At 70.5% G+C, this 24,996-nt stretch carries 24 protein-coding genes; 13 read left to right on the top strand and 11 right to left on the bottom strand.

Going from position 1 to position 24,996, the window contains the following annotated elements:
* Window positions 1–20: 20 nt before the first annotated feature.
* The gene (locus ASF71_RS14845) at window positions 21–1,997 is read right to left on the bottom strand and encodes a S9 family peptidase (RefSeq protein WP_056301641.1); all 1,977 of its coding nucleotides are present in this window, start codon (window positions 1,995–1,997) and stop codon (window positions 21–23) included.
* 288 nt (window positions 1,998–2,285) lie between these two features.
* Here ASF71_RS14845 and ASF71_RS14840 point away from each other — a divergent pair, with 288 nt between their 5' ends.
* The 4 genes from ASF71_RS14840 (at window position 2,286) to ASF71_RS14825 (ending at window position 4,481) form a co-directional block, all read left to right on the top strand.
* Window positions 2,286–2,477, top strand: coding sequence for a hypothetical protein (locus tag ASF71_RS14840; protein ID WP_056301639.1), 192 nt, complete (start codon window positions 2,286–2,288; stop codon window positions 2,475–2,477).
* Between the two features lie 95 nt (window positions 2,478–2,572).
* A complete protein-coding gene (locus ASF71_RS14835) occupies window positions 2,573–3,679 on the top strand; it encodes a M20 family metallopeptidase (RefSeq protein WP_200939718.1) in 1,107 nt (368 codons plus the stop codon).
* Between the two features lie 38 nt (window positions 3,680–3,717).
* A complete protein-coding gene (locus tag ASF71_RS14830) occupies window positions 3,718–4,017 on the top strand; it encodes a hypothetical protein (protein ID WP_056301633.1) in 300 nt (99 codons plus the stop codon).
* Window positions 4,018–4,088: 71 nt separating this feature from the next.
* Window positions 4,089–4,481, top strand: coding sequence for a DUF3995 domain-containing protein (locus ASF71_RS14825; protein WP_056301631.1), 393 nt, complete (start codon window positions 4,089–4,091; stop codon window positions 4,479–4,481).
* A gap of 57 nt (window positions 4,482–4,538) precedes the next feature.
* On the opposite strand, the gene ASF71_RS14820 is transcribed toward ASF71_RS14825, so the two are convergent.
* Complete coding sequence (locus tag ASF71_RS14820) at window positions 4,539–4,895, bottom strand: ArsC/Spx/MgsR family protein (protein ID WP_200939717.1); 357 nt, start codon at window positions 4,893–4,895, stop codon at window positions 4,539–4,541.
* 63 nt (window positions 4,896–4,958) lie between these two features.
* On the opposite strand from ASF71_RS14820, the gene ASF71_RS14815 reads away from it, so the two are divergent.
* Both ASF71_RS14815 and hflX read left to right on the top strand, forming a co-directional pair.
* Window positions 4,959–5,903: an aminoglycoside phosphotransferase family protein gene (locus tag ASF71_RS14815; protein ID WP_056301629.1), complete on the top strand. Its 945-nt coding sequence runs from the start codon at window positions 4,959–4,961 to the stop codon at window positions 5,901–5,903.
* 175 nt (window positions 5,904–6,078) lie between these two features.
* Complete coding sequence (hflX, locus tag ASF71_RS14810; RefSeq protein ID WP_056301627.1) at window positions 6,079–7,788, top strand: GTPase HflX; 1,710 nt, start codon at window positions 6,079–6,081, stop codon at window positions 7,786–7,788.
* Window positions 7,789–7,852: 64 nt separating this feature from the next.
* On the opposite strand, the gene ASF71_RS14805 is transcribed toward hflX, so the two are convergent.
* Window positions 7,853–8,557 (bottom strand): MBL fold metallo-hydrolase, encoded by a 705-nt coding sequence (locus ASF71_RS14805; protein ID WP_056301624.1) that lies wholly within the window; start codon window positions 8,555–8,557, stop codon window positions 7,853–7,855.
* A gap of 89 nt (window positions 8,558–8,646) precedes the next feature.
* Here ASF71_RS14805 and ASF71_RS14800 point away from each other — a divergent pair, with 89 nt between their 5' ends.
* Both ASF71_RS14800 and ASF71_RS14795 read left to right on the top strand, forming a co-directional pair.
* Window positions 8,647–9,201, top strand: a complete 555-nt coding sequence (locus ASF71_RS14800) for a TetR/AcrR family transcriptional regulator (RefSeq protein WP_056301739.1) — start codon at window positions 8,647–8,649, stop codon at window positions 9,199–9,201.
* Window positions 9,202–9,267: 66 nt separating this feature from the next.
* Window positions 9,268–10,191 (top strand): endonuclease/exonuclease/phosphatase family protein, encoded by a 924-nt coding sequence (locus ASF71_RS14795; RefSeq protein WP_056301622.1) that lies wholly within the window; start codon window positions 9,268–9,270, stop codon window positions 10,189–10,191.
* A gap of 79 nt (window positions 10,192–10,270) precedes the next feature.
* Here the strand turns inward: ASF71_RS14795 and ASF71_RS14790 are convergent, their stop codons facing one another.
* The 3 genes from ASF71_RS14790 to dnaX form a co-directional block, all read right to left on the bottom strand.
* Window positions 10,271–10,774: a flavin reductase family protein gene (locus ASF71_RS14790; protein WP_056301620.1), complete on the bottom strand. Its 504-nt coding sequence runs from the start codon at window positions 10,772–10,774 to the stop codon at window positions 10,271–10,273.
* A 53-nt stretch (window positions 10,775–10,827) separates the two neighbouring features.
* Window positions 10,828–12,693 (bottom strand): glycoside hydrolase family 10 protein, encoded by a 1,866-nt coding sequence (locus ASF71_RS14785; protein WP_235514495.1) that lies wholly within the window; start codon window positions 12,691–12,693, stop codon window positions 10,828–10,830.
* A gap of 82 nt (window positions 12,694–12,775) precedes the next feature.
* The gene (gene dnaX, locus ASF71_RS14780) at window positions 12,776–15,145 is read right to left on the bottom strand and encodes a DNA polymerase III subunit gamma/tau (protein WP_056301617.1); all 2,370 of its coding nucleotides are present in this window, start codon (window positions 15,143–15,145) and stop codon (window positions 12,776–12,778) included.
* 283 nt (window positions 15,146–15,428) lie between these two features.
* Between dnaX and ASF71_RS14775 the strand changes: the two genes are divergently transcribed.
* From ASF71_RS14775 to recA, 3 genes are read left to right on the top strand one after another with little or no spacing between them, the layout of a single operon-like run.
* Window positions 15,429–16,652 (top strand): CinA family nicotinamide mononucleotide deamidase-related protein, encoded by a 1,224-nt coding sequence (locus tag ASF71_RS14775; RefSeq protein WP_056301616.1) that lies wholly within the window; start codon window positions 15,429–15,431, stop codon window positions 16,650–16,652.
* Window positions 16,649–17,602 carry an RNA 2',3'-cyclic phosphodiesterase gene (gene thpR / locus ASF71_RS14770; protein ID WP_369815003.1) on the top strand — a complete coding sequence of 318 codons (954 nt, stop codon included), beginning with the start codon at window positions 16,649–16,651 and terminating at the stop codon, window positions 17,600–17,602. The genes ASF71_RS14775 and thpR overlap by 4 nt, the downstream gene beginning before the upstream one ends.
* Window positions 17,599–18,669, top strand: coding sequence for a recombinase RecA (recA, locus tag ASF71_RS14765; protein WP_056301613.1), 1,071 nt, complete (start codon window positions 17,599–17,601; stop codon window positions 18,667–18,669). The genes thpR and recA overlap by 4 nt, the downstream gene beginning before the upstream one ends.
* A gap of 73 nt (window positions 18,670–18,742) precedes the next feature.
* On the opposite strand, the gene ASF71_RS23905 is transcribed toward recA, so the two are convergent.
* From ASF71_RS23905 to ASF71_RS14755, 5 genes are read right to left on the bottom strand one after another with little or no spacing between them, the layout of a single operon-like run.
* Entirely contained in the window at window positions 18,743–19,378 is a 636-nt protein-coding gene (locus tag ASF71_RS23905) for a hypothetical protein (protein ID WP_156372843.1), read from the bottom strand.
* A 3-nt stretch (window positions 19,379–19,381) separates the two neighbouring features.
* A complete protein-coding gene (locus ASF71_RS23900) occupies window positions 19,382–19,669 on the bottom strand; it encodes a hypothetical protein (RefSeq protein WP_156372842.1) in 288 nt (95 codons plus the stop codon).
* A 14-nt stretch (window positions 19,670–19,683) separates the two neighbouring features.
* A complete protein-coding gene (locus ASF71_RS23895; protein ID WP_156372841.1) occupies window positions 19,684–20,001 on the bottom strand; it encodes a hypothetical protein in 318 nt (105 codons plus the stop codon).
* Between the two features lie 27 nt (window positions 20,002–20,028).
* Complete coding sequence (locus ASF71_RS14760) at window positions 20,029–20,616, bottom strand: biotin transporter BioY (RefSeq protein ID WP_056301611.1); 588 nt, start codon at window positions 20,614–20,616, stop codon at window positions 20,029–20,031.
* On the bottom strand, window positions 20,613–21,569 hold the full coding sequence (locus ASF71_RS14755; RefSeq protein ID WP_056301608.1) for a biotin--[acetyl-CoA-carboxylase] ligase: 957 nt from the start codon (window positions 21,567–21,569) through the stop codon (window positions 20,613–20,615). Before ASF71_RS14755 ends, ASF71_RS14760 begins: the two co-directional genes overlap by 4 nt.
* A gap of 136 nt (window positions 21,570–21,705) precedes the next feature.
* Between ASF71_RS14755 and ASF71_RS14750 the strand changes: the two genes are divergently transcribed.
* Complete coding sequence (locus ASF71_RS14750; protein ID WP_056301606.1) at window positions 21,706–22,104, top strand: Fur family transcriptional regulator; 399 nt, start codon at window positions 21,706–21,708, stop codon at window positions 22,102–22,104.
* 97 nt (window positions 22,105–22,201) lie between these two features.
* On the top strand, window positions 22,202–24,964 hold the full coding sequence (locus ASF71_RS24545; protein ID WP_056301603.1) for a hypothetical protein: 2,763 nt from the start codon (window positions 22,202–22,204) through the stop codon (window positions 24,962–24,964).
* The last annotated feature ends 32 nt before the right edge of the window (window positions 24,965–24,996 follow it).

Raw genomic sequence — 24,996 nt, 5'->3', positions numbered from 1 at the left:
CCCTATCTCCCACTGCCCTGTTACAACCAGCGGTCCAGCCAGCCCAGGTATTCCTCCAGGCGCTTCAAGCGGCGGTCGGGGCGCCCCGAGCGCGAGAGTTCGTGGTCCTCGCCCGGAAACCGCACAAAGCGGGTCGGCACGCCGTTCAGGGTCAGGGCGGCGTACCACTGCTCGGCCTGCTCGACCGGGCAGCGGTGGTCGAGGACCGAGTGGACGATCAGGGTGGGCGTGGTGACGTTCTCGACGTATTGCAGCGGCGAGAGGTCCCAGAGTTTGGCGGCGTCGGCGCGGCGGGCGAAATTGAGGCCCAGTTCGTCCACCCAGAACCGCAGCCCGATGTCGGAAGTGCCCCCGAAGGAGATCAGGTTGCAGATGCTGCGGTCGGTGATGGCGGCCTGGAAGCGATCCGTGTGCGCGGTGATCCAGTTCGTCATGAAACCGCCGTAGCTGCCTCCCATGACGGCGGTGCGCGCCGGGTCCAGCGCCGGCACCGTCTCCAGGCAGCGGTCGAAGAAGGCCAGGAGATCGTCCTGGTCTACCGTGCCCCAGCGCCCGTGGATGGCGTCCACCCAGGCCTGCCCGTAGCCGACGCTCCCGCGCGGGTTGCTGTAGCACACGCCGTAGCCGCGCGCCGCGAGCAGCTGGAATTCGTGTGTGAACCCGTAGCCGTAGTCGGTGTGCGGTCCGCCGTGGATGCTCAGCAGGGCGGGTACCCGCTGCCCCTCGGCCACCCGGCCGGGCAGCAGCACCCAGCCCTCGCCCTCACCTAGTTCGTTGCCGAAGGTCACGCGCTGCGGGGCGAGGGGCGCGAAGGGCAGATGGGCGTTGAGGTCCGTGACGGCCACGCCGTTGAGCTCCACCTCGGGAAAGCGGGTGGCCGACTCGCGGATCAGGGCCACGCCGCCTGAGGACGCCGTGAAGGCCGAGATCAGGCCCTGGGGGTCATGGTCATGTGCCGCGACGCCGCCGCCGACTGTCGCCGTGAACAGGCCCACGCTGCCGCGCACCGTGCTGGTAAACAGCAGCGTCCGGTCATCGAGCCACACCGGCTTCTCGGGCAGGGCCCCCACATGGCAGTCGCCCCCCACCGCGCCGCCGACCGGGTGGTCGTGGCCCTCGTCGAGCCGCGTGACCTCGTTTCCAGGCCCGACCAGATACAGGTGCGCGTTCTCGGTGTTGCCCTTGCCGCTCGGGCGGCCCACCACGGCGAAGCGCTCGCCGTCCGGGTGCGGAACGACGGCCTGGAGGGCAGCGTCCCAGGCCGTGAGCTGCGTGACCGCGCCGTCCAGGTCCAGGCGGTAGACCTCGCTGCGCCACTCGTAGGCGGCGCGCTCGTCGGTGCTCGACACGAACAGCACGCCGCCCGAGTCGGGCAGCCAGGCGTAGGCCCCCGGCTCGATTTCGGGGGCGTGCCACTCGCTCAGCTCACCGGTCGCCACCTCGTAGCGCCACAGGCGCGCGGGCGCCTCGGGCAGCCAGTCGCGGCCGTTGAAGCGGTAGCGCGGCCGGGTGATGACGCGGGCTTCGCCCCGCTCGTCACGCTTGTCCTGCTCGTCCCCACCGCTGAAAAAGGAGAGGAACCGCCCGTCGGGGCTCCACTGCACGTTCTGGACGCCCTGAAGAAAATGCGTGACCCGCCGCGCCTCGCCGCCCGCCAGCGGCAGCAGCATGAGCGCGCCCCTCACCTCGCCCGCCGTACGCACGAAGGCCAGGGTCTGCCCGTCGGGCGACCAGCGCGGTGAACTGTCGCCCCGGCCCGACTCGCCGTGCGTGAGCTGCCGGGCCTCGCCGCCCGCCCCGGCCAGCCACAGGTGAGAGCGGTAGCGCGGCCGGGCGAACTCGGCGTCGGGCTTGCGCGGCTCCTCTTCCTCGACCCGCGAGAGGACGTAGGCGACCCGGCGTCCATCGGGGCTGACCTGCGGGTCGGAGGGAAAGCGCAGGGCCAGCAGAGAGTCGGGACCGGGCGCGGCGCCGTCCTGGGAAACAGGAGAAGTCATGTTCCCCAGTCAAGCACGGAGCAGCGCCGGCAGCCGCCTCCTGTGGATGACCCGACGGCCATCAGGGGGAAGTTAAACCCCGCCTCAACGCCGAAGGTGACTTCTCTCGCGTTGCGCGCATCTCCGTAGCTTACGCTGGTCTTACCAAGTTTTCCCGGTATGGCTCGGGCCCGCCCCTACGGGCAGCCCAGTCTGTGAAATGCAGACGTCCCTTTCGGTTCAGGACGTCTGTGAGCTGTCTTGTCCTCCCTTTTCTCCATTTCTTTTTCTTCCATCAGGAGGTCTGTCATGCAAGAGCTGTCCTGCACCTGGGTCCCCGGCACCATCGACGTCGTCCGGCTGCGTCTCGGCACCCGGAATATCGAGCTCACGAGCACCCGTCTGGGCCGCATCTTCGGCTCCAAGGCCCTGAACGACCTGTACCTCAAGGGCCGGGTCGTCCTGCGCGCCAACTCGCAGCAGATCGATCTGCTGGTCTGACGTTCCCCTTTCGCCTCACCCCGAGTTCAAGCTGCGCCGCCGCCCGGAAACCCTGGCGGCGGCGTTTCACGGCGGGTGGGGGTAGCATGCGCGGCATGACTGCCGACCCTGCCCGGCCCGACCTCGCGGCCATGTTGCGTGACCTGCGCGCCCTGGTGGAGATCGAATCGCCCTCGACCGACCCCGTGGCGATCTCGCACGTGATGGACGTGGCTGAACACTGGGCGCGGGACCTGGGCGCCGTAACCCACGCCCTGCCCGGCGGCACGCGCGTCTTCGACTTCGGGGTGGGTGAGGGGCCGTACCTCCTGGCGCTGTCGCACGCCGATACCGTGTGGCCGCACGGCACGCTGGAGACCATGCCCTGGCGTCAGGAGGGCGAGCGCCTGTACGGTCCCGGGACCTACGACATGAAGGCGGGCGTCGTGGGCCTGTTTCACGCGCTGCGCTCACTGAAGCGGCAGTGGCCGGAAGGCGGCGTGCGCGTCCTCCTCTCACCCGACGAGGAAACGGGCAGTGACAGCAGCCGAGGCCACATCGAGTCGGCGGCCCGGCGGGCGCGCGCCGTGCTCGTGGTCGAGCCGCCCGTGGCGGACAGCCACAATCTCAAGACCGGACGCAAGGGAACGGGCGACTTCACACTGCACCTGCATGGGGTGTCAAGCCACGCCGGCAACCGCCCCCAGGACGGCGTGAGTGCCGTGACGGCCGCGGCCGAGGCGGTGCTGGCGGTGCAGGCCCTCGCCCGCCCCGAGGTGGGCACCACGGTCAGTGCCGGGCGCATCTCGGGTGGGGGCGCCGTGAACGTCATTCCGGCCGAGTGCCGCGTGGACTTCGACCTGCGTGTCTCGACCCTGGCCGAGGCCGAGCGCGTCACGGCTGCCCTCCAGGCGTGGCGGCCCAGCGACCCGCGCGTGACCGTGGAGGTCGCCGGTGGCCTGAACCGGCCTCCGTTCGAGCAGGGCCCCGACACGCTGGCGCTGTACGCGAAGGCGCGGGCCCTGGCCGCCGAGCTGGGCTTCGAGATCGGGCACGAGGTCGTGGGGGGGGGCAGCGACGGCAACTTCACCGCGCCGCTCGCACCGACCCTCGACGGCCTGGGCGCGCCGGGCGACGGAGCCCACGCCGCGCACGAACATGTCCGGCTCGACCGCTGGCCCGACCACGTACGGCTGCTGACCCGGCTGCTCCAGACGCTCTGAGCGCCGACCTTCTTCTTTTCCCCGGAGGCCCTGCCCCTATGTTCAACCTGTTTCGCCGGCCCGCCCCCAACCTCTATGTCAAGCAGGACGACCCGCAGACCTACCGCGTACGGGTGCGCACCCATGCCCACGGCGAGGTGATCGAGTTCCGTTTTACCAAGGGCGCCCACATCGGCATAGACGACGACGGCAACCACATGTTCCGCAAGCCCGTGGTCTCGCCGCAGCACTTCGACCGCGGCGAACTCCTCGTGCAGTTCGACAAGAAGTACAACGTGACCGGGGTCAGCGGTGAGGGCCTGGACTTCGTGCCGATGAGCGAGTGGGAGGGCGACTGAAGCGGCGCGGGCTCCGGCATTCGGGTGACTTCCGTCCTGGCAGCGCCCGTCCCGGGGCCGCATCCTCAGGCATGCTTCCCATTCGGCTGCTGGTGTGTTCGGTCCTGGCCCTGATCGCTGCGCTGCACGGGTACTGGGGTGCCGGAGGCCTCTGGCCGGGACGGGACCGACACGACCTGGCCGCGAAGGTCGTCGGGCCGGGCGAACTGCCACCGCCCGCCGCCTGCTTCGGGGTGGCGGCCGCGCTGGCCGGCGCTGCCGGGACAGTTCTGCTGTCTCCCCGGTCGCGCCGGGCACGGACCGGCGCGGTGGCAGTGGCGGGTGTCTTGCTGCTGCGCGGGGCCGGGGGCTACGGATTGCCCCATACGGGTCGGTCCTTCGACCGCCTCAACCGGCGCGTCTACTCTCCCCTGTGTCTGGGGCTTGGCCTCCTGACCGCCCTCTCGCTGCGCCGCCAGCAGTAGGTCGCCGGCTGACCTGTACCCCTGCGGCGCGCGGCAGCCCCGCCCGGGCTGTTCCCGCTAGCCTTCCAGCAACTGGGCCCAGGCGGCCGGGTCCTCGCCCACCGTCAGGACCTTGCCGAGCCGCACCAGGGGCAGGCGCAGCAGTTCGGGGGTCTCGATGATGCGCGAGACGATCCCTTCCTCGGTGGTGCGCAGGTAGGCGAGGTTGCTGCGCTCGTAGGCCTTGCCCTCCAGATCCAGCAAGGCGTTCAGACCGAACTTCTGCACGAAACGGGCCAGTTCACCCCTGGCGATGGGCCGCTCGTTCAGGTCCACGAAATGGATCTTGACGCGGCGCTCCTTGAAAAACCGCTCGGCGGCGCGCGTTTCCTTGCTCTTTTTCGTGCCGAACACCTGGGGCTGTACCTCTGCCATGCTCCGGATTCTATAGGCCACCTGGCGCGTGCTCCCGCCCCCGCGCCTCACTAGACTCGGCCCATGATCCCAGGGCAGATGCATGAGGGCGAACAGGCCACGGACGCCGACCTCGTGCGCCGCCTGATCGCCGCGCAGTTTCCGCAGTGGACGGGCGAGCCCGTGCGCCCGCTGCTCTCCTGGGGCACCGACCACGCCCTGTACCGGGTGGGAGACGGCCTGCTGGCACGCCTGCCCCGGATCGGCTGGGCGGTGGGGCAAGTCGAGCAGGACCTGACGTGGCTGCCCAGGCTGGCCCCGGCACTGCCGCTGGAGATTCCGCAGCCACTCGCGCTGGGACAGCCCGGCGAGGGTTACCCCTGGCCCTGGGGCATCTACCGCTGGCTGCCGGGCGAGATGGCGACCCTGAGCGGCGTGCAGGACGACACCGGACTGGCCGCCCAGCTCGCCGCCTTCGTGCTCGCCCTGCGCCGCGCGGACGTGACCGGCGCCCCGCGCGCCGAGTCGCCCGGCCGCTTGTTGCTGGACCTCGGGCCTCATGTGGAGCGTGCCCTCGCCGAGTCGGCCGAGTTGCTGTCCCCGGAGACGCGGCACCGGGCGACGGAGCTCTGGACACAGGCCGTGATACTGCCCGGCTGGAGCGCCGCGCCGGCCGCCGTTCACGGTGACCTCCATGCCAACAATCTGCTGCTGCGGGCGGGCCGGCTGGCCGCCGTGCTGGATTTCGGCCTGCGGCTCGACGACCCGGCGGTGGACCTTCTGCCCGCCTGGAACACCTTCGGGCCGGCGGCGCGAGCCACCTACCTGCGCGCGCTGGCTCCCGATAACACCACGGTGCAGAGGGGCCGGGCACTGGCGCTGGCAAAAGCGCTGCTGGCTCTCCCCTACTACCGGCACACCAACCCCGAGATCGTGGAACGCGCCCTGTTCACGCTGGAGCAGGTGACGGCCCCGCCGGAGCTAGGCCACCCGGCCGATGCGCCTCCCGCACCGCGCCCCCTACCCTGAACCCATCATGATCAAGAAGATCAAGTAAAGACACACGGTCGCGTCAGGCCCCGGGTTTTAGAATGGGGGCAATGACAAGGCGTGTCTTCTCTCTCCGCCCGGACGCGTTTCCGGGGGGCATGGACAGCGTTCTCTCTTTTCCCAAACTCGAAGGAAGTGACTCCTTATAGATAAAGTGCTTGGCAACATCTCGGGCCTGCGCCCGGCCCAGCTCAAGGCCCTGGGCAACCTCTACCGCCGCCGGATCGAACCCGGCCGCGTCGGTTCGCCGGAACTCGCGCGTAACCTCGCGGAGTTGTCGAGTGACGTGCGGCGCGAGGTCAGCGTCCTGATCGACCGCCGGGGCCGCGTGATCTCGGTCAGCGTGGCCGACGCCAAGGCCGCCGAACTACCCGACCTGCGCCAGGGCGAAAACCGGCTGGCGGGCTTTCACCTGCTGCATACCCACCCGCGCGGCGGGGCGCTGAGCAAGAGCGACCTCTCGGCGCTGTTCCTCGGGCGCCTGGACGCCGTGTCGGCCATCGAGGTCCGGAACGAGGGCCAGCCCGGCCTCGTGCACACGGCGCACCTGACCCCGCCCGGCACGGTCGGCGAGGAAGAAGACTGGCGCATCCTGCCGCCTGTCCCCGCCTTCCAGATCGACGAGTTCGATCTGGGCGCGCAGGTGTCGGCGCTCGAGGAAGAAATCGCGCGCGCCGCGAGCACCCGCGAAGCGAAAAAAGACCGCGAGCGTGCGCTGCTGGTCCAGATCGACCAGGGCGAATTCGACGCCGAGGAACGGCTGGAAGAGCTGAGCGAACTGGCCCGCACCGCCGGGGCCGAGGTCGTGTACAAGGAACTCGTCTTCCGGCGCAACCTCAAGGCCGGCACACTGGTCGGGGCGGGCAAGCTCGAAGAACTCACCAGCCGGGCCTACCACCTCGACGCCGACCTGCTCATCTTCGGGCAGGAACTCGGGCCGGCCCAGGCGCGCGAGATCGAGGCGGCCACCGGCCTCAAGGTCATCGACCGCACGCAGCTCATTCTGGACATCTTCGCGCTGCACGCGCAGGGCGTCGAGTCGCGCCTGCAGGTCGAGCTGGCGCAGCTGCGCTACATGAAGCCCCGGCTGCTGGGTGCGGGCGCGGCCCTGTCACGCATCGGGGGCGGCGGGGGCAGCGCGGGCGGCGGGGCCATCGGCACGCGCGGCCCCGGCGAAACCAAGCTGGAGCTCGACCGCCGCCGCATCAACGACCGCCTCGCGTTCCTGGAAAAGCAGCTGGAGAGCGTGGCGCAGCGCCGCGAGGAACGCCGCAAGAGCCGCGAGCGCAACGACGTGCCGGTCGTCTCCATCGTGGGGTACACCAACGCGGGCAAGTCCACGCTGCTCAACGCCTTCACCCATGCCGCCGAGGAACCCCGGCGCGTGCTGGCCGAGAACAAGCTGTTCGCCACGCTGCGTCCCACCAGCCGCCAGGGCTACCTGGAGGGCATCGGGCCGGTCGTGCTGACCGACACCGTAGGATTCATCCGCGACCTGCCCAAGGACCTCACGCGGGCCTTCCGCTCGACGCTGGAGGAAATCGGGGACGCCGACGTGCTGCTGCATGTGGTGGACGCGGCCGGCCCCGGCGCCGACACGCGCCTGGACGCCGTGAACCGCATTCTCGAAGAGCTGGGCTTCGTGGACATGCCCACCGTCGTCGCGCTGAACAAGGCCGACGCCGCCGACCCGGATACGCTGGCCCGCGAGCGCGAGCGTACCGAGGGCATTCCGGTCAGTGCGCTGCGCAACATCGGTCTGGCCGACCTGAAAGAAGCCCTGGCCGACGCCATCGGGCAGGTGCAGCGCCGGGAACTCGCCCGCCAGGAAGAGGTGCGCGCCCTGGCTGCCGAGTGGCACTGACCTAGGACCGCAAGTCAAATGGGGAGAGCTTCCCCCCATTTTTCATTGCCGCTCTGGCCCGCCTTCAAGCCTCTCTCCCTCCGGCGCGGGTCACAGCGCGGCGCATCGCCGCTTCCGGGTCTTCCACGACCCTGCCGTGGCCGGGCACCAGCCGCGTGGGGTGCAGGTCGGCCAGCGCCGAGGCACTGTACAGGGCGGTGGGCGCGTGCCAGGTGGCGAAGGCGGTCAGCGGAAACAGCCCCCGGCGGTCACTGCACATCCGGACGCCCGCCACGGTCTGAAAGGCGTCGCCGCAGATCAGAGTGCCGTCGCGCGTGTCCAGCAGCGCCACGTGGCCCGGCGTATGGCCCGGCGCCGGCACGACCCGCAGGTGCCCGACCTGATCAGTGCCGTCCAGGCGCAGTAGCCGTGTGGGCGCCGTCCTGGCCCCATGCAGGCCACCCCGTAGCGGCGTCTGCGGCTCGCTGGGGTCGAGGCTCAGGTCGCCGCCCAGGAGCCGGGCGTCACGCCCCGAGATCAGGACCTCGGCCTCCGGCAGCGCCGCGTGCAGGGCGTCCAGGCTGCCCACGTGGTCGTCGTGGGCATGGGTCAGCACGACGCGGCGAATGGGTGCTCCCAGCGCGGCAGCGGCCTTCAGGAGGGCGGGGGCCGACCCCGAAATGCCGGTGTCCACAAGGGTGAAACCGTCGTCCTCGCGCACCAGCGCGCTGTTCATGAGGCCGAGGCGGGTGAGGAGGTGCAGATACGGACCATGGGGAGTAACGCGCATATCTATCTCCTCAAGATGAACCTTGTTCACCTTTATGACGAACACTGTACGTCTTGGAAAGAGAGTCGTCAAGACGTACAGTGTTCGTCATGCCATATCCTGCCAAGCTGACCCCGGATGCCATCGCCGCGCAGGCCCGAGTGCTGCTGGAGGCGGGCGGCGCCGACGCCCTGAACATGCGGCCGCTGGCCGAGGCGCTGGGGGTACGGCCTAGCAGCCTGTACCGCCACTACGCCGACCGGGCGGCCCTGCTCACGGCCCTGACCGACGACGTGGCGCGGGAATTGCAGGTCACGCTGGAGGCGGCGGCACAGGGAATGGACCCTCAGGCCGGCCTGAGGGCGATGGCCGGGGCCTACCACGCCTACGCCCGCGCGCACCCGCACCTCTACGCGCTGCTGCTGGACCCCGCCCGGCCCTATACCGCCTCGCCGGGACCGATGAAGGACCTCTGGAATACCGTGCTGGAGGGGGTCAGTGCGGTAACCGGGCGGCCGGACGACACCGGGGCCACCGTGGCGGTCTGGGCCTTCCTGCACGGCCACACCCTTTTCTTTCTGGGAGGGCAGTTCGGGCCGAGCGGCGACCAGGGAGGATTTCAGCGCGGCCTGGAGGCACTCGTGCGCGGGCTGCTGGCCCCCTGACCGGAGCGGGCCGCGCTGGTCACCGTGGGTCGTTTTTCTCACCCGGGTGTGAGAGGCTACCCGGCGATGCCGCGTTCCCGTCTTGCCTGGGCCTATCTGCTCGGTGTCGTCCTGATCTGGGTGCTCGGCGAATGGGTGGCCGAACGGACCGTCTACACGCTCCTGCTGGCCTACACACCGCCGCTGCTGTGGCTCCTGCCGGCACCGTTGGTCTTGGCGTGGTGCCTGTGGCGCCGCCGCCGGCTGGGGCCGGTGGTGCTGGCCGCCTTGCTGGCCGCCGGGGGCGCGGGCCTGTTCCACTGGAACTTTCAGCGCGGCGGCGAGTTGCGCGTACTGACCTACAACGTGCGCAGCGGCACGCAGACCACCCCAGAGCGGCTGGCCCGGCTGATCGGTGAGGCGGACGCCGACCTCGTGCTGCTTCAGGAGGCCAACTTCGCGCGGCCCGCTTTCCATGCGCAGCTCGTGTCTCTGCTGCCCGGCTACAGCGTGACGCGCGCCGCCGAGGTCACGACCCTCAGCCGCCTTCCCCTTCAGGACGTGCAGCGCTACGACCTGCCCCTGAACCGGCGCGAGGTCCTGCTCACCCGCGTGAGCTGGCAGGGTGAGCCCCTGAACGTGGTCAACGCGCACCTGGGCACCGTCATGCTCTCCAGCCTGCTCTCAGGCGACCTGGAACGTGTGCGGCACACCCGCAACGCGCGCGCGGCCCAGGTGGGGGTGCTGCTGGACCTCGCCGCGCGCGCGCAGGGGCCGCTGCTGCTGGGCGGCGACCTGAACACCCCGCCGCGCGGCCGGGTCTACCGGCAGCTGCGCGCCGCCTACGGCCCCGACGCCCACGACCGCGCCGGCCGGGGACCGGGCTGGACCTTCCCCAGCCTCAAGCTGCGCATCGACCACCAGATGAGCCGCGAACTGCGCGCCGTGCGCACGCGGGTGTTGCCGGACGCGGGCAGCGACCACCTGCCCCTGCTGGTGGAATACCGGTAACGGGGCCAGTCCCTTCAGGGGCCGGGCCCCTGGGGATGGCCCCGCCGCTCAGGCGACGAGCGCCGCCGGGAACCGGTTCTCAGCCCAGCTCGTGGTACTGGCCCCGGAAGTACAGCAGGGGGTCGTCGTCGGTGTAGCGGCTGTACTCCACGTGGCCCAGCACCAGCGTGTGGTCGCCCGCCTCGATGAGGCGCTCCTTGCGGCACACGAGCTGCGCGACCGTACCGCCGATCAGGGGCAGGCCCTCGTGCTCGAACCAGGGCACCCCCTCGTCGGGTCCCGGCTTGCCGGCAAAGTGCGTGCTGAGGTGGCGCTGGGTCGCACTCAGGACATTGACCCCGAAATGCGTGACCGTGTCCTGCATGAGCAGCGCGAGCATGTGGGCGCGGTGGTCCACGCTGACCAGGATCAGGGGCGGCGCGAGGCTTACCGACACGAAGGCGTTGGCGGTCATGCCCCGGCGCTCGTCGCCGCTTCTGGCCGTGATGACGGTCACGCCACTGGCAAAGCGCCCCAGCGTCTCGCGGAACTCGGTGGGAGTCAGGCCAGGACTGGGCTGGCCTTCGTTGTGGGGGTCGGGCATGGCCGGAGTCTAGAGCAAGGCGGCGAAAGCGCCGCGGACCCCGGCCACCCGGCTCAGGGCTTCAGCGGAGCGATGTCGCGCGCGAGCAGGTCGGGCAGGCGGGCCACACCGCGCTCGGGCACCGTGTCGCTCCAGCGCTGGCCGCTGACCCGCACCTCGGTTCGGCCGGCCGGCAGGGTCAGGAAGCCGTAGTAGCCGCCGCCGTCGGTGAGCCCCGTGGCGACCAGCTTGCCGCCCTGCCACGCCTCCACCACGCGGCCGCCGGGCTGCGCAGTGCCCACGATCCGGCCCATCAGACCGCGCAGGCTGGGCGGAGCGGCAGTCCAGCGCAGCGGCGTGGCCAGCGGCTCGCCCTTGCCGTGCAGTGCGGCGCGCACGCTGTCCAGACCCTGCGCGGTCGTCTGCTGTCCCGAGATGACGCCGGGGGTCGGGCTGCGGTACGAGTACCCCACCCAGCCCAGGCCGGCGCCCACGCTGCGCGACGCCTGCGCCGCCGTGACGGCCGGCGAGTTGAGGTACATGGCCGTGCCCACCGCCAGCGGAGCCAGCACGCCGTCGGCGCGGGTACGCACGCTCGCGGCGTAGCTGTTCCAGCCGTCGAACCACGCGCCCTGCTCGGTCACGCCGTCGCGCTTGTAGTTCATGGGCACGTTCAGGTCGATGAGGCCCTCGCGCACCCAGGTCGGCCAGTCCTGAAGCACGTCGGTGTAGGGCCGCGAGCGCCGGAAGGCCGTGGGGTCGGTGATACGCGGCGCCGGGCCGTAGGTGATGGTCGCCGCACTCATCCAGGCGGTCGGACGCACGCTCTTGACCTCTAAGGCGATGCGGCGCACCAGGGCCGTGACCTGCTCGCGCTTCCAGGCCTGCCACGCGGGGTCGCCGGGCACGGGGGTGCCCTTCGCGCCGGTCTCGGCGGCGTAGCGGGCCACGGTCTTGGGATCGTAGCCCCACGCGCCGCCGTCGGGGTAGCGGATGCGGTCAAGCTGCACGCCGTCCACGTCGTAGTTGCGCACCAGATTCACGACGCTGTTCACCATGAAGTCGGCGGCCTCGGGAATGCCCGCGTCGAGCCAGCCGTCGCTGCCTTCCTGCCAGGTGCCGTCGGGGCGCCGGGCCAGCCAGGAGTTCTTGCCCGAATCCGGGCCGTGGGTGCGCATGACGTGCAGGGGGCTGGTGTTCGGCGCGGCGGTGTTGGCGACCCCCGTCACGCTGGCCCAGGCGATCACCCGCAGGCCGCGCGCGTGCCCGAGCCGCACAGCGATGGCCAGCGGATCGAAGTTCTTTTCCAGGTCGGCGTCGGTCGCCAAGGGCAGCCCGCTCTTCATGCACAGGCAGTCGCCCCGCCGGATCGCCTGTACGAACAGCGTATTCACGCCGAGCTTCACCGCGTCGTCCACCATCTGCGCCACCTGCACGCGCGTCTTGAGCCCCGGCCCGAAGGCGTCCACCCACAGCCCGCGGACCGTCACGGCCTCCGGAGTAATGGGCTGGGGGGGCGCGGCCGGCTTTGGTGTCACTGGGGTCGGCACCGTGAGCACCGGGGGGACTGGCGTGGGCACGACCGGCGTAGGGACCGGAGTGGGGGCCACAGGCACGGTGGGCACTGGACTGGTCAGGACTGGAACGGCCGGAATCGGCTCCGGGGCCGGGACCGGCGGCGTGACCGGAATGTCGGCTGGGGAGGTGGTGGGGGCCGCCGTGCCGGCAGCGGCGGCCGAACTGCTCGGCTGTGCGGCGCTGCCGCCCGTATCAGCTCCGCCCCCGTCCCCGGGTACGGCCAGATCGGCCGGGGGGTCGGTCGCCGGAGTCGTCACCGGCGCCGAGACGTCGGGCGGCAGGGCGACCTGGGCGGAGGCCGGCAGCGCCAGCGCGAGGGTCAGGGCCAGAAGGAAGGCGCGGCGCGGCAGGGCGGGGGTCATACGTTGGGACTCAGGCTAGCGCACCGGCATGAGGGGCATACCGGAGTGGAAGGCGCCGGCCCGGAGCGGTCGAGCGGTCAGCTCAGGCTTCGGCCGGGTCCTCGTCGCTGGCAGTCTCCGGGGCCTCGGCCTGCACGCGGCGGTTCTTGCCGATCTCGCGCACGCGGCCCGAGAACCGGCCCTTGATGTCGTCGTACATCGGATGCGCGCGGATATCGCCGGGGCGCGAGGGCGCCGCCGAGACCTCGGTGCGCCGCTCGGCGGCGGGACGTTCGGGCGTGGGCTGAGGCGCCGCACGGGGAGCCGGGCGCGGTGCCGAGAGTTCAGCGAAGGGCGCGCTGCTCAGGTCGAGTGGCTCCTCCCCCCCGTGGCCTCCCTCATGCCCGACCGGACCGCCCAGATCACCCCAGTCGGGTTCTTCGGTGATGGGTTCGGCCAGGTAGAGCTCGCGCGCGGTACCGGGGGGCGGCGTGCGGTCCCCCCCCTGGGCATCGGCGGGGGCGGGCGGCCCGTCGGCGACATGCTCCTCTTCCCAGGGCGCCGGCTGCGGAACGGGAAGCGGCGCCGGAGCCACGTCGTCGGGGCTGTGCGGCGGCACGCGGCCCTGCACCCCGGACGGGCGCGGCGGTGGGGTCTGCAGGGTAGACTGGGCCACAGCCGCGCGCGGCGGCTCCAGCGTCGCCACACTGGCGGGCCGGGTGGCCGGGCGAGGGGGTGGCGTGCCCGCACTGGCCTGTGGGACACCGCCTCCGGGCGCCGCCTCCTGTGGTCCCCGGCCTCCCCGGCGCGGCACCGGGTCGAAATCGGCGATTTCGACCGGAGCGGGCTGGGGCGCGGGCGCGCGGGTGGGCGGCGGGGCCGCCGGGCCAACGACCGGAGACGGCGTCGCCACGGCGGGCCGGGACACCGGCGCGGCCGCGGGTCCCGTCTCTCCCCCGGCGCCCTGGCGGCGGCCCAGCCCCTCGGGAGCGATCAGTTCGAAGGTCACGGCCCCGAAGACGGCGCGCACCAGCCGCAGCACTTCGTCGAACTTGGAGGCGATCTGCTTGGCATGGAAGGCGTTCTTGTCGTCGTAGCTCAGGCTGACGTAGCCGGGTTCGGCGTGGCGACGGGCGGGCTTGAGAAAGGCCCGGAGCTGCATGCTCGCCTGCCGCACCACGTCGTCCCAGCTGCCCTGAAGTGCGGCGGCCGGGGTCTCCTGCTGCGGTTCGGGTTCGGCCGGTGCGGCGGAGCGGGCCGCAGGCGCTTCACGGCGCGGTGAGGCGACCGAGGCCGGGGCCGCTACCGGACGGGGAGCCTCCCGCAGTGTCGCCAGCTCCTTTTCCAGCCGGTTCAGGCGCGCACCGAGGTCGGCAGGCAGACTGGCGGCCCCGGTCCCGGTGGCAGGCGCGGCCGATGCCGGGACCTCGGTGGCGAGCAGCGCGTGGGTCAGGGCCAGTTCGAGGCTCAGCCCATCGGCCGAACGGGCAAACCGGGCCACCTGCTCGTCGAGGGCAGCCTGCAACTTCAGCAGCCGGGGCACATCGGCGCCCTCCAGACGGCCCTCCTCGGCCTGGGCCGGGTCGCCGATGCCCAGTTCGGCGTGCAGGGCCGACCCGAACGCGCCGACCAGGCCCTCGACCACCGTGCGGGCCGCAAAGCCGTCCCGGTACAGCGCCGAGGCGCCCTGAAGCGCCGCGCCCGCGTCGCCCAGCACGAGCGCCGAGGCGACCGCGCGCACCCGCTCGCCGGGAGGCAGGCCCAGCGCGTCCTCGACCGCCGCGCGTGTCACGGCCGTGCCCGCCGCGAGCATCCGCTCGAGCAGGCTCTCGCCGTCGCGCATGGCTCCGTCGGCGAGGCGGCCGATGAGCGCCAGGGCGTCCGCGTCGGCCCGCACCCCCTCGGTCTGCGCCAGGGCACCCAGCTTGCCGGCGATCTCCTCGGGCGTCAGGCGCCGGAAGCGGTAGTGCTGGCAGCGCGAGAGGATGGTCGGGATGATCTTTTCGGGCTCGGTCGTCGCCAGGATGAAGATGACGTGGCCGGGCGGCTCCTCCAGCGTCTTGAGCAGGGCGTTGAAGGCCGAGCGCGTCATCATGTGCGCCTCGTCGAGGATGTAGATCTTCTTGCCCCCGCGCATGGCCGCCAGCCCGACCTTCTCGCGCAGGTCGCGCACATCGTCCACGCTGTTGTTGCTCGCGGCGTCAATCTCCATGACGTCCGGGTGCGAGCCCGCGCGCACAGCCAGGCAGCTCTCGCACTCGCCGCAGGGCTTGGGCCCCTCACTCTGGCAGTTGGCCGTCATGGCGATGAGGCGGGCGGTGGTCGTCTTGCCCACGCCGCGCGGCCCCGAGAACAGGTAGGCGTGGCCCACCCGGCCCTGCTCGAGGGCGGCGCGCAGCACGTCCTTGACATGCTCCTGCCCGACCACGTCCTCCCAGCGGATGGGCCGGGCGCGCTGATAGATCGCGCTCACAGCCAGCCTCCGGGGCGCGGGAAGCGGGAAGCGGGAAGCGGACAGGACCACCTGCGAAGAGGTGTGTTTTGTCCTGCCCACTGCCTTTTACCCACAGGTCCCGTCATGCCGCCCAGTCTAGAGGGCGGCGCCCGAGCGCGCGGTGAGGCAGGTGGGGATGTGGCGGCGCCCCCCCCTCGGCCGGGCCGGTCATGGTCCCCACACCACCCCCAGACCCGTACACTCGGCGGATGAAAGCTCTGGCGTTTTATTCAGTTTTGACCTATACTTACTCGAGGTTGTTATGCTTCTAGCAGAAATTATCAGCGTAGGCACGGAGTTGCTGTTTGGAGAGATCGTGGACAGCAACGCCGCCTTTCTGGCCCGTGAACTGGGGGCCAGAGGGGTCAATCTGCACCGCAAGACCGTCCTCGGCGACAACCTCGGCCGGGTTACGGACGCCGTGCGGCTGGCCCTGTCGCGCGCCGACCTCGTGCTCGTGGGTGGGGGTCTGGGCCCGACCGACGACGATCTCAGCCGTGAGGCCATCGCCGCCGCGCTGGGCGAGACGCCCGCCGAGGACCCGGACCTGATCGCCTGGCTGGAGGGTCTGTACTCCGCGCGCGGCCGCGTCATGCCGCAGATCAACCGCAAGCAGGCCTGGCTGATTCCCTCGGCCGAGGCGCTGCCCAACCCGGTGGGGACCGCGCCGGGCTGGTTCGTGCGCCTGACCGGCGAGGGCGGGCAGCCGCAGTACGTGGTCGCCATGCCCGGCCCACCCCGCGAGATGCACCAGATGTGGCGCGAGCAGGTCGTGCCCCGGCTGCCACTGCCCGATCAGGCGCTGTACGCCGTGACGGTGCACACCCAGGGACTCGGTGAGAGCGACGTGGCCGAGCGCCTGGGCGCGCTGACCCGGCAGGCCAATCCCAGTGTGGCGACCTACTTCCGCAAGACCGGCGTGGACATCCGCGTGGCGGCCAGTGCCCCGAGCGAGGGCGAGGCCCGCGCGCTGGCCCAGCCCGTGCTCGACGGCGTGCGCGCCGACCTCGCCCGCTGGACCTGGGGCGAGGACGACGACACCCTGGCCGGTGCCACGAGCAGGCTGCTCGGCGGACGCACGCTGGGCGTCATCGAGGCAGGCAGCGCGGGGATGCTCAGCACCCTGCTGGCCGACGAGGCAGGCTTCCACGACGCGGCCGTCACGACCGACCACGCCCGCCTCATCACCCTGGGCCTGACGCCGGTCACGCTGCGCGACGCAGGACTGGTCAGCGAGCAGGCCGCCCGCGAACTCGCTGCCGGAGCGCGCGAACACCTCGCCTCCGACGTGGGCCTGAGCGTGGTCGTGAATACGCGCAGTGAGAACGCCGGACAGGCCTTCGTGGCCGTGGACGCCGAAGGCGTGAGCCGGACTGCCCGCATCAACTGGGGCGGCGCCCCCGACCAGGTCCGCGAGCGCGCCGCCGTCGCGGCCCTGGCCCTGGCCTACCGCGCCCTGCGGCCGGCCACCGGAGGGGAACAGTGAACCGCGGGGGCCCAGCGAACAAGGGCGGCCCGGTGAAGATCCGCACCGGTTCCGGCAAGTCCGTGGCCAAGACGCCAGCCTCCGGCAAGTCGGCCCAGGCGAAAGCCACACAGAAGAAGTCCGCGCTGGCTCCGGCTGCGGCCGACCACCCTGTCTTCAGCCTGCCGGTCTTCGATCTGCCGGTCTCCGGTGCACCGGTTTCCAGTGGGCCTGTGGACCGCCGGGCCGGTCAGCCCAAGTTGGCCAGACCGGCCAGATCAGCCGACCAGCTCAGGTTGACCAGCCAGCCCCGCCCTGGCTCCGGCCGGGCCGCCCAGGCGGAGGACGGAACCCACACTCCCTCGACCCTGCGGCTGTTCTACGCACTCAAGGTGCCCAGCAACGTCGCCGGGCCACTCGCGGAGGTGCAGCGCCGACTCAAGGGCAACTGGCGCTCGGTACGCGCCGACCAGCTGCACGTGACCCTGGCGTACCTGCCGGCCGTGCCGCCCGCACGTATAGGCGACCTCAAGGCCCTGGGCCTGCGCCTGCTGGGCAACCGCGCGCCGATGGACGTGCGCCTGCGCGGCACCGGCTACTTTCCCAATGAGGGCAGCCCGCGCGTGTGGTTCGTGAAGGTGGAGTCGGACGGCCTGGACGAACTCGCGGCCGAACTGCGCGCCGGGATTCAGGCGCTGGGAATAGAAACCGACGACCTGAACTTCAAGGCCCACATCACCCTGGCACGCAAGAAGGGACCAGCGCCGCGCGTGCCGCCCCTCACCTTCGATCTGGGCTGGCAGGCCAGCGGCGCGGCGCTCATGCGCAGCATCCTCCGTAAGACCGGCCCGATCTACGAAACCGAGAGCAGCTTCCGTTTTCAGGGCGCCCGGCCCCCGGCAGTCCCGGCCCCCGCGCCCGACCCTTCCGACGAGATTCCCGGCCAAGAGGCCCATCAGGAGACGCCATGAGCAAAGACGCCACCAAAGAAATCAGTGCCCCCAGCGACGCCAAGGAACGCACCAAGGCCATCGAGACGGCCATGAGCCAGATCGAGAAGGCGTTCGGCAAGGGCTCAATCATGAAGCTCGGCGCCGAGAGCAAGCTCGACGTGCAGACGGTGAGCACCGGCAGCCTGAGCCTCGATCTCGCGCTGGGTGTGGGCGGCATCCCCAAGGGCCGCGTCACTGAGATCTACGGTCCCGAGTCGGGCGGCAAGACCACCCTGGCCCTGAGCATCATTGCGCAGTCGCAGAAGGCGGGCGGCACCTGCGCCTTCATTGACGCCGAACACGCGCTGGACCCCGTGTACGCCCGCGCCCTGGGCGTGAACACCGACGAACTGCTCGTATCACAGCCCGACAACGGCGAGCAGGCGCTGGAAATCATGGAGCTGCTCGTGCGCTCGGGCGCCATTGACGTGGTCGTGGTGGACTCGGTTGCCGCACTGACCCCCCGCGCCGAAATCGAGGGCGAGATGGGCGACAGCCTCCCCGGCCTCCAGGCCCGGTTGATGTCGCAGGCCCTGCGCAAGCTGACGGCCATCTTGTCCAAGACCGGCACCGCCGCCATCTTCATCAACCAGGTGCGCGAGAAGATCGGCGTGATGTACGGCAACCCCGAAACCACGACCGGTGGACGCGCGCTGAAGTTCTACTCCTCGGTGCGCCTCGACGTGCGCAAGATCGGCCAGCCCATCAAGATCGGCAACGACGCCGTGGCCAACACCGTGAAGGTCAAGACCGTGAAGAACAAGGTCGCCGCGCCCTTCAAGGAAGTCGAACTGGCCCTGGTGTACGGCAAGGGCTTCGACCAGCTCAGCGACCTCGTGACGCTGGCGGCCGATATGGACATCATCAAGAAGTCGGGGTCTTTTTACAGCTACGGCGAGGAGCGCATCGGTCAGGGCAAGGAAAAGGCCATCGCCTACCTATCCGAGCGCCCCGAGATGGAGCAGGAGATCCGCACCCGCGTGCTCGGCGCCATCCGCACCGGCAACGCCCCGGAAGTGCCCAGCGTGCCTGCCCTAGCGGAGTAACCAAATGCTTCTCCTTGAAAATTTGTAAATTGAGGGGCATTCTCTAAAATAGAAGAATGCCCCTCAATTTATACTATTCTAAGTTTGTTCTTGCCGCCCATTTAAGGTAATAGGCGAAAAAGGGATCAGATATATGCAGCTTGCCTTCGTACCAGTCTAGAACGGGTTCGCCTTGACCTTTTTCCAGCTTAGCAATATCAGTCATCTTTTCCAGAACTCTAGAGACTTCATGCGCTTGGGGCATTTCATTTAAAACGTTTCTTAAAGAACTTCTAATTTCCTCGTAGGTTAACTCAACCTTAGGTCCCGTATCAGCTATGGCTCTAAGAACAGCAATGTAAATATCGGCCTCACCACCATCACGCAAATCACGTTGCTTCCTGTCTGACCTTTGCCTAGGACCCATTGCCAACCTATCGAATGCTGGCTTTGACGCCTCATTCGCTCTCTCTCTAAAAAAGTTAATCCGATCCTCAGGCGGAGCTAGTTTTTTCGATTCTTCTAAAGTTTCTTTAACACCATTTATCTTACATATTTGTTTACAAAACTCTTGCATTAGATGAGGACTTCCAAAGCTCTCCTCGGATAACCGGCTAACATCCTTGGAGTCCAGGACCACATTAAGAGCAGCAAAGCCAAATTTTGCAATCTCATCCAGCTCTTGGGTACTCCATAGGGGTATATTAAGTTGTGTAACCCTACCAGTCATCTCTCACTCTGCCCTGATTGTGTCAAACGTCCTATGTGGTACAGATAAGGCCACTACCGCGAGTCCATCAAATATAGGTTCCTTGAGAGCTCTAACTATCTTTCTCTGCTCATCTTGCGGAATATAATGAAAATCATCTATTACAAGGGGAATTTCAGAGGAGATAAGATTTTCTATAGCCCTATTCTTGGGATTAATTTTCCAGCTTTTTGATGTTTTAGTAGTATCTATTTTATTCGCTTGGTTAGATGTCTTGAAGCCAGCTCCGACTCCGCCTGGGCGCACTCCCACATCTCCTTCGTGGGTTAAAGAGTTTGATATTTGTGTACCCTCCTCCTTATGAAATGTCTCCTCTCCTCCAAAGTACTCATTAACAAATATCCAAAACTCCGCTTCAGTAGATATCTGTCCCCCAGGGACCCACAGGCCTGTCCCTTGGGGATTATTCTTCTAACAAGTACTGTTTTACCCGACTTGGTGGGGCCGGATATCGAAAGTATCCTTGATCTCTCTTCCAAATAATCCCTAATCTTTTCTTCGAGAGATAGATTCTCCCTAGGATTGTAAGTTAGGCTCGGCTCCCCGCCGGCCACAAATACATTTCTCAACAAATATTTATTCATAGGTGCAACTTAGACTAGTTCAGTCCTCTAGCGTAAATGGGTTTTATTAAAAAAACGCCAGACCCCCGGCAGCAGCAGGGCGGCCAGCCCCAGCTTGAGCGCGTCGCCCAATACGAACGGCGTGAGGCCTGCGTGCAACAGCGCCGACCCGCGCAGGCCGGTCACGGCGCCCAGCCAGGGCAGACCCAGTGCGTAGATGACGGCGCTGCCCGCCAGCATGGCCAGAGCTGCGCCCCACACCCGGCGGTCCAGCCCGAAGCGCTGCGCCAGGAAGCCCACGAGCGCGGCGGCCAGCGGGTAGCTCAGCAGGTAGCCACCGGTCGGCCCCAGGAATTTGGCGAAGGTGCCGCTGCCGCCCGAAAAGACCGGCAGGCCTGCCGCGCCCAGCGCGAGGTACAGCGCCAGCGCCGCGAAGCCGCGTTTCCAGCCCAAGGCCGCGCCGACCAGCAGCACGCCGAGGGTCTGAAGAGTGACTGGCACCGGCTGGAGGGGCAGTTCGGCCTGCGCGAGCAGCAAGACGAAAGCCGCGCCGCCCGCCACAAGCAGCAGGTTGCGGGTGAGGCTGCGGGCGGGGGCCAGCGTGCGGGACAGGGTGGGATAGATGGTCTGGGTCATGGCAGGTCTCCTTGAGAGGGGAAAGAGGGCGAAAGCGCGCCGACGAGCTGCACGTCCCCGGCGCTGACGGTGTGCAGAGTGCCGGAGGCGCTGCGGACGAGCAGGCTGCCGCTGGTGTCGAGATCCTCAGCCAAGCCCGCGACCAGGCCACGCGGCGTGGCGACCTCGACCGCGCGGCCCAGAGTCACGCTCGCGGCGCGCCAGGCGTCCAGGACGGTGCCGGGGGGCTGCGTCAGCCAGTGCTCCAGCGCCGCGAGCGTGTCGCCCAGCAGCTCGGCACGGGTCAGGCCGGGGCGCCACTCGCCCAGGTGCGCTGCGCTGGGCGGGGCCGACGCGACGTTCACGCCGATGCCCAGCACCGCCCGGCGCGCCTCCTCGCCGCGCAGCTCGGCCTCGAGCAGGATGCCCGCCACCTTGCGCCCGCCCGGCGCGAGCAGGTCGTTGGGCCATTTCAGGCCCAGGGGCAGATCGGGCACCCCCCGCGTCGCCGCCGCGTGCAGGGCGACCCCGGCCGCCAGCGGGGCCAGGGCCAGCTCGGCCAGCGACAGGTCGCGGCGCAGCAGCACGCTGAAGACCAGCACTCCGCTGCGGGTGTCCCAGGCGCGGCCCCGCCGGCCCCGGCCCCCGGTCTGGCGCTCGGCCACAAACACCGCGCCGTGCGGGGCGGGCTCGCCCACCTCGTCGGCCCAGGCACGGATCTCGTCCTGGGTACTGACGACCGTTCCGGCGTAGCGCATGGCCCGTCCAAATTCGCCGCGCACTTCGACCAGCGCCGGGGTCGGCGTCCCGGGGTCGAGGGCGTAGCCGGCACGCGAGATCCGCAGGGGCACCCCGTCTTCCTGCAGGCGGTGGGCCAGGGTACTGACCGTCACGCGGTTTACGCCCAGACGCGCGCCCAGCGTCTCGCCCGACTGGGGCCGGTCGCTGAGCAGGGGAAGCAGACGCTGGGGCATTCGGTTCAGTGTTCTACGGGAAAAGCCGAACGAAAGGCAACTGAACCCGGTACAGAGATCGGCGCTCTACCGCCTCCCGGCGCACCGTGAGCGAGGTTCCGGCAGGGTTGGGGGGGGTTTGCTAGAGTGCGGCATTATGACGATGGTGCGGCAAACCAAGCAGCGCGCGGCGGTGATCGAGGTTCTGCGGACGTCGCGTGCCCATCCCGACGCGGCTGGGGTCCACGCGGCCGTGCGCACGCAACTGCCCAGCGTGAGCCTGGGCACCGTGTACCGGACCCTCGACGCACTCGTCCGCGACGGCGTTCTGGTCACCATTGAGCGCGCCGGGCAGGCCACGCGCTACGACTACCGCCACGAGGGTGAGGAACACCACCACGCCGTGTGCCGGGGCTGCGGAGCGATTTTTGACGTGGAGGTCGGCGCGCTGCCCTACCTGCCCAAAGCCGCGCTGCCCAGCGGCTTTCAGGTGACCGACGTCCGCCTGGAATTCATGGGCGTGTGCCCCGGCTGCGCCGAGCGCGCGGCCAACTAGCACCGACCAACAAGGCAACGCGGCTCAGGACTTCGACTTGTCCTGGGCCGCGTTCCATCTGCGCCCCACCGGCCTGCCCGGCCCCGTAAGCTGCCTTATGGTTGCCCTCACCGTGGTGGCGCTGCTCATGGCGGTCATCGCCTTTGCCCAGGCGCGCGAGGCCCTGCGCCGCGCGGACGAGACGCAGGAGCGGCTGGCGCGCCTGGAAGCGGCCCACCGGGCGCTGCTCCTTCGTCTGCGGCCCCCGCCGGAAGAGGAGGCGCAGCCGGTGAACAGCGGGGCGCCCGGCGCGGCGCCGCCCCCGGCTGCCGACCTCCCCCCCGTCTGGCCCGGCGAGGCGCCGCCCAGAACCCCACGGCCCAGACCTCCACGGCCCGGGCGCCGGGGCAGCTCTGCGCTGTGGGCACCGGAATACAGCCGGGCGCGCATCAGTGTGCTGGGGGGCGCGCTGGTCCTGGGAGGACTGGCCTTCACGCTGCGGGCCCTGGGCCTGCCCGGCTGGACGCTGCTGCTGGCTGTCTTCGCCTTCGGGGGGCTGCTGTACGCCACGGCGCGCCTGGTGCCCTGGCCGGTGTCGGGGGCGCTGCGCGGACTGGGCTACGGGGTCACGGCCCTGGGCCTGGGGGGTACGGCGCAGCGCCTCGTGTGGTTGCCCGGTCCCTGGGGCCCCGCCGCGGCGCTGCTGGGGCTGCTGGCCCTGAGCGCGGCGCTCGTATGGGACAGCCGCCGCCGCGACGAACCCCTGCTGGGGGCGCTGGCGGTAGGCGGCGCGGCCCTGAGCGTCTGGATGCTCGCCGACGACCTGGGCCGCTGGTCGATTCCGGCCGCCGGGCTGACGCTGGTCCTGGCGGCCGCTGCCGTGTGGCCCCGTCGGGAAACGGGCGAGGCGCAGGGCCCTGGGGCCGGGGCCACGCCCGGTCACGACGCCGCGCTGGCCCTCACGCTGGGCGTGGCGGGCGCGGTCCCGGTAGGCTGGGCTGCCGCGTCGTTCAGCCACCTGCCGGCCTGGGGGCGAGACAGCCTGGGGCTGCCGACCCTCGCCGGTGATCCGGGGGGCCGGAGACTGATTGCCGAGGTCCTGCTGCTGAGCGGCCCCGCCGGGCCGCAGCCCTGGGCCCTGGCCTTCTGGGTGGGCTTCGGGGTGCTGGCACTGGCCCCGGCCCTGACCCTGCTGCGTACCCGGCAGGCTGACAGCGCCCACGGCGCCGGGCCTCTGCCCCTCGCGGTGGGCTGGGCGACCCTCGCGCCGCAGGTGCTGACGGCCGCCGCCGTGGGCACCGTGCTGGAACTGCGGCCGCTTCCGGTGGCGGCCACCGGGCTGGCGCTGGCCGTCCTGGGGGCCCTGGTCGGCGCGGCGGCGTGGGCCTGGCGGACCGGAGCGCAACCGGCCCGGCGGGATCTCGGCGAAGCCTCGCTGCCGGGGGCGCTGCGCAGCGCCCTGACGGCCGGCGCCAGCGCCGTGGCCGGCGCCGGCCTGCTCGCGCTGACGGGACCACGCGGGGACGCGGCCGCCCTCGCCTCGTTGGGGCTGGCCCTGCTGGCGCTGGGCACCGGGGGGCGCAGCCGGCTGTGGCTGCGGGTGGGGGCCGGGGTGCTGGTGGCCAGCGCCCTGTGGTCGGCACCGGCGGGCGGCTGGACGGCCACCGTGCCGGCCCTGCTGGGCCTGACAGGCGCGCTGCGACTGGGGGCCGACCGCTGGACCACGCGCCCCCGCCCCGCACGGCCGGAAGGGCCGGCGTCCGCGCCAGTGGCCCGGCCGGTCCGCCCCCGCCTGAGCGCCCCGCTGCTCGCGGGCCTGTGCAGCGCGGCACTGGCCCTCTCGCTGCCCCCGCTCTGGCCCGCGCTGCTGGGCACCCTGGCGCTGGGGGCGGGGCTGTGGACGCTACGCCGCCTCTCCCCGGGCCTCTTTCCCGGTCGGCGCTGGTCCGGCGCGCTGCGGCGCACGCTGTGGTGGGCCGGGGCACCGGGAACGGCGCTGGGCGCCCTAGGTCTGCTCGTCTGGGCCGGCGACCACACTCTGCGCTGGCCCGCCCTGCTGGGCAGTGCTGTGGCCGCCCTGTCGCTGCTGGCCACGCGCCGCAGCGCCGGCCGCGCGCGCCCCTGGGCCGAAGCCGCCGCCCTCGCGCTGCTGGTGCCCATACTGGCGCTGGCCCTGGTGGCCGGCGACTGGGGCGCGGCGCTGGCCCTGGTCGCCCTGCTGGCGGCCACGCGCCCGCTGCGCCTGGGCCGGCGGCGCGCCGACATCCTGCTGGGGCTGGGGGCGGTCAGTACCCTGCTGTTCCTGACCGTGCAGGGGCTGACCGACCACGTTCCGGAAACCGGACCCCGCCTGGGCAGCGCGCTGGGCCCGGTTCTCGGGCTGGCCGTGTGGGCCCTGACCCGCACGCCGGGAGGGCAGACCTGGCTCGGGCGCCAGTGGCCGGGCGCGCGCGGAGCACTGGCGCAGCTCCCGCCACCCGCGCAGCCGGCCCGCGCGTTGTGGCTGGCCGGGTGGCTGGCCCTGCTGCCGCTGGTCGCCCTGCTGTGGCCCGGTCAGGACGCCGGCCCCTGGCTCACGCTCTCCAGCCTCGCCCTGCTGGGCACCGGGCTGGCAGCGTGCCTCCGGGCGCGCGCCGGTCACCACCCGGAGGCGCGCGCCCTGTGGACTGCCGGCCTGGGCCTGATGGCGGCGGCGGGGGTCAAGGCGGCCGTGTTCGACGCCCTGAGCTACAGCCGGCCCGGGGTAGCGGCCGGCCTGGCCGTCCTCGTCAGTGGCCTGAGCCTGCTGCTCGTGGCCGTATTCGCGCCGCGTCCCGCCGCCGCTCCCGCTGAGCCGGACGACGCCCCCCGACCGGAGCGGCCCCAGCCCGGCGGTCCCTGAGACCTGCGCAGAGCAACCTGTCCCCCCCACGC

This window comes from Deinococcus sp. Leaf326, assembly GCF_001424185.1.
In the GTDB taxonomy this organism is placed as follows: Bacteria; Deinococcota; Deinococci; order Deinococcales; family Deinococcaceae; genus Deinococcus.
Note: the sequence above shows the minus strand (reverse complement) of the source record. Positions and strands in the feature narration are given on the sequence as shown.